We start from the raw sequence: 7,359 nt of genomic DNA, 5'->3' as shown, positions 1-7,359 counted from the left end.
CCGCAGCCCGGCAGCCGCCGCCGGGGCCGTGCCCGCGGCCCCATCGGCCTGCTGGCCGCCTGCGCGCTCGTCGCGGCCGTGGCCGGCGGCGGCGCCGCGGCCCTCGTCAGCGAGTTCACCGGCGGCTCCGGCGGCAGCAGCCAGAGCACGCCCGTCGAGAACGCCTCCTCCAAGAGCTCCGGCGTCTCCGCGGTCGCCCAGGCCGTCAGCCCCAGCATCGTGGAGATCAAGGCCACGACCGGCCAGGGCCAGTCCACCGGTTCGGGCGTCATCATCACCGGTGACGGCGAGATCGTCACCAACAACCACGTGGTCGCCGGGGCCGACACCGTCCAGGTGTCCCTCAGCGACGGCAGCACCAAGACCGCCAAGGTCGTCGGCACCGACCCCGCCAAGGACCTCGCCCTCATCAAGATCCAGGGCGCGAGCGGCCTCAAGGCCGCCAAGCTCGGCGACTCCGGCAAGTTGCGCGTCGGCGACCAGGTCGTCGCCATCGGCTCCCCCGAGGGCCTGACCGGCACCGTCACCAGCGGCATCGTCTCCGCCCTCAACCGCGACGTCACCGTCGCCAAGGAGCAGGGCAGCCAGGGCCAGGGGCAGGGCCAGGGCCGTGACGGCCGCGGGCTCCCGCAGTGGCCGTTCGAGTTCGGCGGCAACCAGTACAACGGCGACACCGGCTCGTCCAAGACCACCTACAAGGCCATCCAGACCGACGCCTCCCTCAACCCCGGCAACTCCGGCGGTGCGCTCATCAACATGAGCGGCGAGATCATCGGCATCAACTCGGCCATGTACGCGCCCTCTTCCAACGCCGGCGGCGGCGACACGGCCGGCAGCGTCGGCCTCGGCTTCGCGATCCCGGTCAACACGGTCAAGGCCGACCTCGCCAAGCTGCGCGCGGGCGGCAGCGGCAACTGAGCCCCGAGGGAGCCGGGTGACATGCGAGGCTGAGAGGGTTCCCGCCCGCAGACGTGACCCACGTGAGGTAAGCCGATGAGCCCCGCCGAGCACGGCGACCAGCCCTCCCGCATCCTGATCGTCGACGACGAGCCCGCCGTCCGCGAGGCCCTGCGCCGCAGCCTGGCCTTCGAGGGCTACGCGACCGAGCTGGCCGTCGACGGGCTGGACGCCCTCGCCAAGGTGGACTCCTACGGGCCCGAGCTGATCGTCCTCGACGTGCTGATGCCCCGCATGGACGGCCTCACCGCCGCCCGCCGGATGCGCGCCTCCGGCGTCACCGTGCCGATCCTCATGCTCACCGCCCGGGACACGGTCGGGGACCGCGTCACCGGCCTGGACGCGGGCGCCGACGACTACCTCGTCAAGCCCTTCGAGCTGGACGAACTGCTGGCCCGCATCCGCGCCCTGCTGCGCCGCAGCTCGTACGCGAGCGCGGCGGCCGCCCCCGGTGCCGACACGGCCAACATCCTCTCCTTCGCCGACCTGCGCATGGACCTCTCCACCCGCGAGGTGACGCGCGGAACCCGCCCCGTCGAGCTCACGCGCACCGAGTTCACGCTGCTGGAGCTGTTCCTCGCGCACCCCCGGCAGGTGCTCACGCGCGAGCAGATCCTCAAGACCGTATGGGGCTTCGAGTTCGAGCCCTCCTCCAACTCCCTGGACGTATACGTGATGTACCTGCGCCGCAAGACCGAGGCGGGCGGTGAGCCGCGCCTCGTGCACACCGTCCGGGGCGTCGGCTACGTCCTGCGGGGAGACGGCGGCAGCGAATGATCCGCAGGTTCCGCAAGCTCCCGCTGCGTTCGCGGCTGGCCCTGCTGACCGCGGCGGCCGTGGCGTTCGCCGTCGCCGTGGCGGCGGGGGCGTGCTGGCTGGTCACCAAGCAGCAGCTGTCCCACCAGCAGGACACGACGCTGTCCAACGTCTCCGTGCCCAACGAGTACTTGCGCGAACTGCTCGCGAACTGCGGCACCCGCGTCCCGGCCCAGGCGCTGCCGCCCACCCCGTACACGGTGCAGATCGTCACGGCGGGCGGCGCCGTCTGCACGACCCTGGGCAAGGAGCAGATCAAGGTGACCGGGACGGACCTGGCCGTGGCCCAGGGCCTGATCGACGACGTCGTGCTGCACGACGCCCGGACCGCCGACGGCGAGCGGATGCGCGTCGCGACCAAGCACAGCGCGCAGCTGCCGAACGCGGCGGTCTCGGTCGCCCAGCCGCTCGACGTGGTGAACAAGCCGCTCAACTCGCTCGCCCTGGTACTCGTGATCACGGCCGGCATCGGCGTCCTGGGCGCGGCCACCGCCGGCCTGTGGGTCGCGCGAGCCGCCCTGCGGCCGGTGGACCAGCTGACCGGCGCCGTCGAGCACATCGCCCGCACCGAGGACCTCGCGGTCCGCATCCCCGCGGAGGGCGACGACGAGATCGCCCGCCTGTCGCGGTCGTTCAACTCCATGACGGCGGCGCTGGCCTCCTCGCGCGAACGGCAGCAGCAGCTGATCGCCGACGCCGGGCACGAGCTGCGCACGCCGCTGACGTCCCTGCGGACGAACATCGACCTGCTGGCGAGGAGCGAGGAGACGGGCCGGGCGATCCCGCCCGAGGACCGGGCGGAGCTGCTGGCGAGCGTCAAGGCGCAGATGACGGAACTGGCCGCCCTCATCGGCGACCTGCAGGAGCTCTCCCGCCCCGACGCGGCCCCGGGCAGCGGCCCGTTGCAGGTGGTCGCCCTCCACGAGGCCGCGGAACGGGCCCTGGGCCGGGCGCGGCTGCGCGGCTCCGGCCTGACGATCGCGGCGGACCTGCAGCCCTGGTACGTCCGCGCCGAGCCGGCCGCCCTGGACCGGGCGCTGGTGAACCTGCTCGACAACGCGGTGAAGTTCAGCCCGCCGGGCGGCGTGGTCGAGGTGCGTCTGACGAACGGCGAACTGACCGTGCGCGACCACGGCCCCGGCATCCCCGAGGACGAACTCCCGCACGTCTTCGACCGCTTCTGGCGCTCGCCGTCGGCCCGCAGTCTGCCGGGCAGCGGCCTGGGCCTGTCGATCGTGGCCCGCACGGTGCAGCAGGCCGGGGGTACGGTGACCCTGCGTTCGGCGGAGGGCGGCGGCACGGTGGCGTCGCTCCGGCTGCCCGGCGCACCGACGGGGCCGCCGGCGCTGTAGCAGGTGCCTCACCGCCCTCACTTGCCCACGGGCAGCCCGCTCCCGGACACGTCGGCGCGAACCCCGTCACGCTGCACGGTCAACTTGTCCAGATGCAGATGGAGTTCCTCCGCCTCCTTGGGGAGCTGGAAGGAGAAGGACAGCCGGTCGCTCAGCTCGGGCGGCCGCAGCTTCGTGACGCCTTCGAGCACCTTCGGGTCGATGCCCACCTTCCCCAGCAGCCAGGGGTGGTCGGCCACGACGTCGATGAGGTTGACCTGCATCAGCCGGTCGACGAACCGGGGCGCCCCGGTGACCTCGTGCAGCCGGGACTCGTCGTCCAGCACCGCGGCCGCGTCGTCCGGCGACAGACCGAGCCGCTGGGCGATCGACGGCACCGAGAACAGCGCCTTGACGCGCGCCGCGTCGCGGCTGATGAGTTCGGCCGTCTCCCGGTGCAGCAGCAGGCTCTTGTCCCCGCCACCGGGGCGGTAGACGGCGATGCCCGGCAGGTCGAGGCTCATGCCGTCGATGTCCGTGGACACGCCCTGGTCGCCGACGCGGCGCAGGTGCGCCTGGGCCCGCAGCACCAGTTCCTGTCCGGCGACCTTCAGCGAGCCGCGGGCGGCGATGACGTTGCCGCCGCCGTCGCTGAACTTGACCTGTGACGCGGCAAGTTCGCGGTTCATGTCGTCGAACGACAGCAGGACGCTCCCCTCCATCTGCCCGATCACCGCTCCGCGCACGTTGTCCGGCAGGTCGCCGGTCAGCCGGACGTCCTCTGCGGCGGCGTGCACGCGGGCGATCGACACCCGGTCGGCGGCGAGGTGCGGCACGGTCACGTCGACCCGGGTCAGCCGCTTGTCCAGCACCTGGGTCAGGAAGGGGAACCCGTGGATGTCGACCTCGGGTGCGGCCTCCAGGTGCAGAGCCTGCTGGAGGGCCCGTTCCGCCTTCTTCTCCGCGTACATCGCGGCACACCGGTCGGCCAGCACGAGGATCACGGCCAGCGCACCGGCGGCGATCAGCAGCTTGAGCAGGCGGTGCTTGCGGCGCGGCCGCCGGCGCCGCCTGCGCGGCCGCCTGGCGCGGCGGTGGTCGGGGGGCGACCAGGGCTCGTCGTCGTCGCGTTCGCCGAGGTGTATCGGTACGGGTTCCGGTATCGCTACCGGTATCGGTTCCGTGATCGGCTCGGGGTCGGCGAGCGAGGCGAGTTCGTCATAGGGGTTGGAGGGATTGGGAGGCATGCGTGTGGGGGTTCGCATCATCACATCCCACCATGCGTGCGACCCTCGGACGCAAGGGCTACCGTCGGTACGTTAACAAACGCCTTACCGCTTCCGGCCGTTGGGGAAACGGTCCATATCCGGGCGATGCCTCGAACGCGAGTCTTGGTATCCGTTGTGGCAGGGTTTCCGCCTTCTCGCGGAATGTGGCCGTAACGTGTACCTCATGGCAGGAGCTCGGGGGTTTCGGGGGAATCGCGACGACCACGCGACGGCTGTGTACGTTCCGCCGACGCAAATCTTCACGACACGCGGTCGAGGCTGAGGATTCGCGTCGGCGGAAGCCCGCTACATGAGGGTGGTCGCCGAGGCGACGACCCTCGCCTTCCGCGGGTGCTCCGGGTCGCCGTAGCGGATCTCCACGCGCGGGTGGGAGTGCAGGAACTCGCTGTCGATCACCCGTACCTGCCCGGGCCGCCGGGCCGTGCGTTCCGCGATGTCCCCGTTCAGGAAGAACCCGAACTCGCCGATCGCGGGGGCGTACACGAAGAACTCCCCGCCCGCGTAAGGCTTCGCGGCCACCCGGTCCGTCAGGACCAGCGACCAGTAGCCCACGCAGAGCCCGGCCGGGCACATGAACCGGAACTCGGCCTTCAGGCCGTCCAGTTCCATCCCCCGGAAGGGGTTGTCGTCCGCGACCGTCGTCGCGTTCGCGTTCGCGTTCGCGGTCGGCTGCGGCGCGACGGCCGCGTACGCCGAGGCCGCGGGCACGCTCAGGGCCGCCACGGCCACGGTCGCGGCGAGGGCGCGTAACGCAAAGCGGGATGCCACGTCTCGTCTCCAGTCCTGTGAGTGATCGGATCGATACGGGACGTGATCATTCCGGGTCGTTGCGTGCTCGGCAATGGGCGGGCCGGGAATCCGGCCAGCTTTGCATACGGCTGGAAATCGGTCAGAGGAAGGGGAGGAACAGGGTACTGATGTGCGGGAGCTGGACGCCGAGGGCGTTCACGTCGATGTCCGCGGCCTGGGCCGGGGTTGCCCCCAGCACCAGCAGAGCTGTCACCGCGACCGTCACCAGTACCCGCTGCACCTGCTGCATCACGAACTCCTCCAATACCAAAGGGCGGTAGATCTGCATCCGGATCTACCGCCCCTCGGAACTCCTCACTCCAGCCGCGCGCTCACGCGCCGCAACGCGCGCCTGCGCGCCGTCACTTGATGACCGTGATGCGCTCCGCCTTCGGCGGCGCCAGCGGCGCGGTCTTCGACGAGTGAGCCGTCAGGTAGGCGACGAACGCGTCCAGATCCGACGGGCCGACCAGCTTGTTGGTGCCGTCCTTGAACACCGGGAAGCCGTCCCCGCCGCCCATCAGGAACTCGTTCGCGGCGACGCGGTACGTCTTCGCCGGGTCGATCGGCGCACCGTTCAGCTTCACGGAGGACGTGACGATGCGGTCGGCGCCCTTCTTCGTCAGGTCGAGCGTGTACGTCAGGCCGTTGCTCACCTGGAGGACCTTCGGTTCGGCCTCGTTGGGGCCGGTGACCTGCTGCTGCAGCACCTTGATGACCTGTGCGCCGGTCAGGTCCTTCACCTGCATCATGTTGGTGAACGGCTGGACGGTGAACGCCTCGCCGTAGGTGACGACCCCGTCGCCCTCGTTGCCGGAGGCCTTGTAGGCGAGGTCGGAGCGGATGCCGCCGGGGTTCATGAAGGCGATCTGGGCGCCGCCCTTGGCGGCGGGGGACAGAGCCTCCAGCTGTGCGTCGGTGATCACGTCACCGAGCGGCTCCTCACCGTCGCCCGCGGCCCCCCGGCCGTTGATGTCGGCGGAGATGTAGCCGACCGGCTTGTCGGCCACCGGAGCGGCCAGCTTGTTCCACCGGTCGATCAGCTTCGTCATGTCCTTGGCCTTCGGCTGCTGCCGGCTGACCACGTGGTTGACGGCGTGCGGGGCCTTGACGGCGGTCCGGACGATGTTGTTCGTGCGCAGGTCGTACGTCAGCGTGGTGTCCGTGTACAGGCGGCCGAAGGAGGCGGCCGACGTCACGGTGCGCGGTGCGCCCGACGGGTCGGGGATGGTGCAGCTGTAGGCCGCGTGCGTGTGGCCGGTCACGAGGGCGCCGACCTTCGGGGTGACGTGCTTGGCGATGTCGACGATCGGGCCGGAGATGCCGGCGCCCGCACCGGGGGTGTCGCAGTTGTAGTTGTACGAACCGGAGGCCGGGTAGCCGCCCTCGTGGACCAGGGCGACGATCGCCTTGACGCCCTGGCGGTTGAGTTCGTCCGCGTACTTGTTGATCGTCTGGACCTCGTCGCCGAACTTCAGGCCCTTGACGCCCTCGGCGGTGACGACGTCGGGGGTGCCCTTGAGCGTGACGCCGATGAAGCCGATCTTCACGCCCTTGTGCTTCCACACCGTGTACGGCTTGAGGATCGGCCTGCCGGTCTTCTCGTCGGTGACGTTCGCGGCGAGGTACGGGAAGTCGGCGCCGCGGAACGTGCGGCCCTTCTCGTAGCAGCCGTCCTTGGGGTGGCAGCCGCCCTTCTGCATCCGTGTCAGCTCGGCGCGGCCCTCGTCGAACTCGTGGTTGCCCACCGAGGTGACGTCGAGGCCGAGCTTGTTCATCGCCTCGATGGTCGGCTCGTCGTGGAAGAGGCCGGACATCAGCGGGCTGGCGCCTATGAGGTCGCCCGCGGCCGCGGTGACGGAGTACTCGTGGCCCTTGCGGGCCGAGCGCAGCGAGCTGGCGAGGTACTCCATGCCGCCCGCCGGGACGACCTTCTTCGTGCCGTCCTGCTCCGTCTCCGTCACGGTGCCGGAGGAGCCCTGCGGGGGCTCCAGGTTCCCGTGGAAGTCGTTGAACGACAGCATCTGGACGTCGACGGTCCGGTCGTGCCGGTGGCCGCGGTCGTGGGCGCTCGCGGGGGCGGCGGCCGTGGACAGGACACCGGCCGTCGCGGCGAGCACGGCTGCCGTGGCGGTCAGCCGTCGGGCGAGTCGCCGTATCGGCGGCTTCGCTGACAT

At 70.9% G+C, this 7,359-nt stretch carries 7 protein-coding genes; 3 read left to right on the top strand and 4 right to left on the bottom strand.

Going from position 1 to position 7,359, the window contains the following annotated elements; translation table 11 throughout:
* The 3 genes from ACLHRZ_RS39145 to ACLHRZ_RS39135 form a co-directional block, all read left to right on the top strand.
* A partial coding sequence (locus tag ACLHRZ_RS39145) for a S1C family serine protease (protein ID WP_490423352.1) occupies positions 1-918 on the top strand: 918 nt, incomplete at its 5' end.
* Between the two features lie 75 nt (positions 919-993).
* Positions 994-1,734, top strand: coding sequence for a response regulator transcription factor (locus ACLHRZ_RS39140; RefSeq protein ID WP_490423351.1), 741 nt, complete (start codon positions 994-996; stop codon positions 1,732-1,734).
* Positions 1,731-3,125, top strand: a complete 1,395-nt coding sequence (locus ACLHRZ_RS39135) for a sensor histidine kinase (protein ID WP_490423350.1) — start codon at positions 1,731-1,733, stop codon at positions 3,123-3,125. Before ACLHRZ_RS39140 ends, ACLHRZ_RS39135 begins: the two co-directional genes overlap by 4 nt.
* 17 nt (positions 3,126-3,142) lie before the next feature.
* Here the strand turns inward: ACLHRZ_RS39135 and ACLHRZ_RS39130 are convergent, their stop codons facing one another.
* From ACLHRZ_RS39130 to ACLHRZ_RS39115, 4 genes are all read right to left on the bottom strand, one after another.
* On the bottom strand, positions 3,143-4,351 hold the full coding sequence (locus ACLHRZ_RS39130) for an LmeA family phospholipid-binding protein (RefSeq protein WP_490423349.1): 1,209 nt from the start codon (positions 4,349-4,351) through the stop codon (positions 3,143-3,145).
* A gap of 327 nt (positions 4,352-4,678) precedes the next feature.
* The gene (locus ACLHRZ_RS39125) at positions 4,679-5,161 is read right to left on the bottom strand and encodes a hypothetical protein (protein WP_490423348.1); all 483 of its coding nucleotides are present in this window, start codon (positions 5,159-5,161) and stop codon (positions 4,679-4,681) included.
* A 121-nt stretch (positions 5,162-5,282) separates the two neighbouring features.
* Positions 5,283-5,432 carry a hypothetical protein gene (locus ACLHRZ_RS39120; protein ID WP_490423347.1) on the bottom strand — a complete coding sequence of 50 codons (150 nt, stop codon included), beginning with the start codon at positions 5,430-5,432 and terminating at the stop codon, positions 5,283-5,285.
* Between the two features lie 112 nt (positions 5,433-5,544).
* On the bottom strand, positions 5,545-7,359 hold the full coding sequence (locus tag ACLHRZ_RS39115) for a bifunctional metallophosphatase/5'-nucleotidase (protein WP_490423346.1): 1,815 nt from the start codon (positions 7,357-7,359) through the stop codon (positions 5,545-5,547).

The organism is Streptomyces sp. AM25 (genome assembly GCF_058146165.1).
The sequence above is the reverse complement of the archived record's forward strand: the minus strand, read 5'-3'. Positions and strand labels throughout refer to the sequence as shown.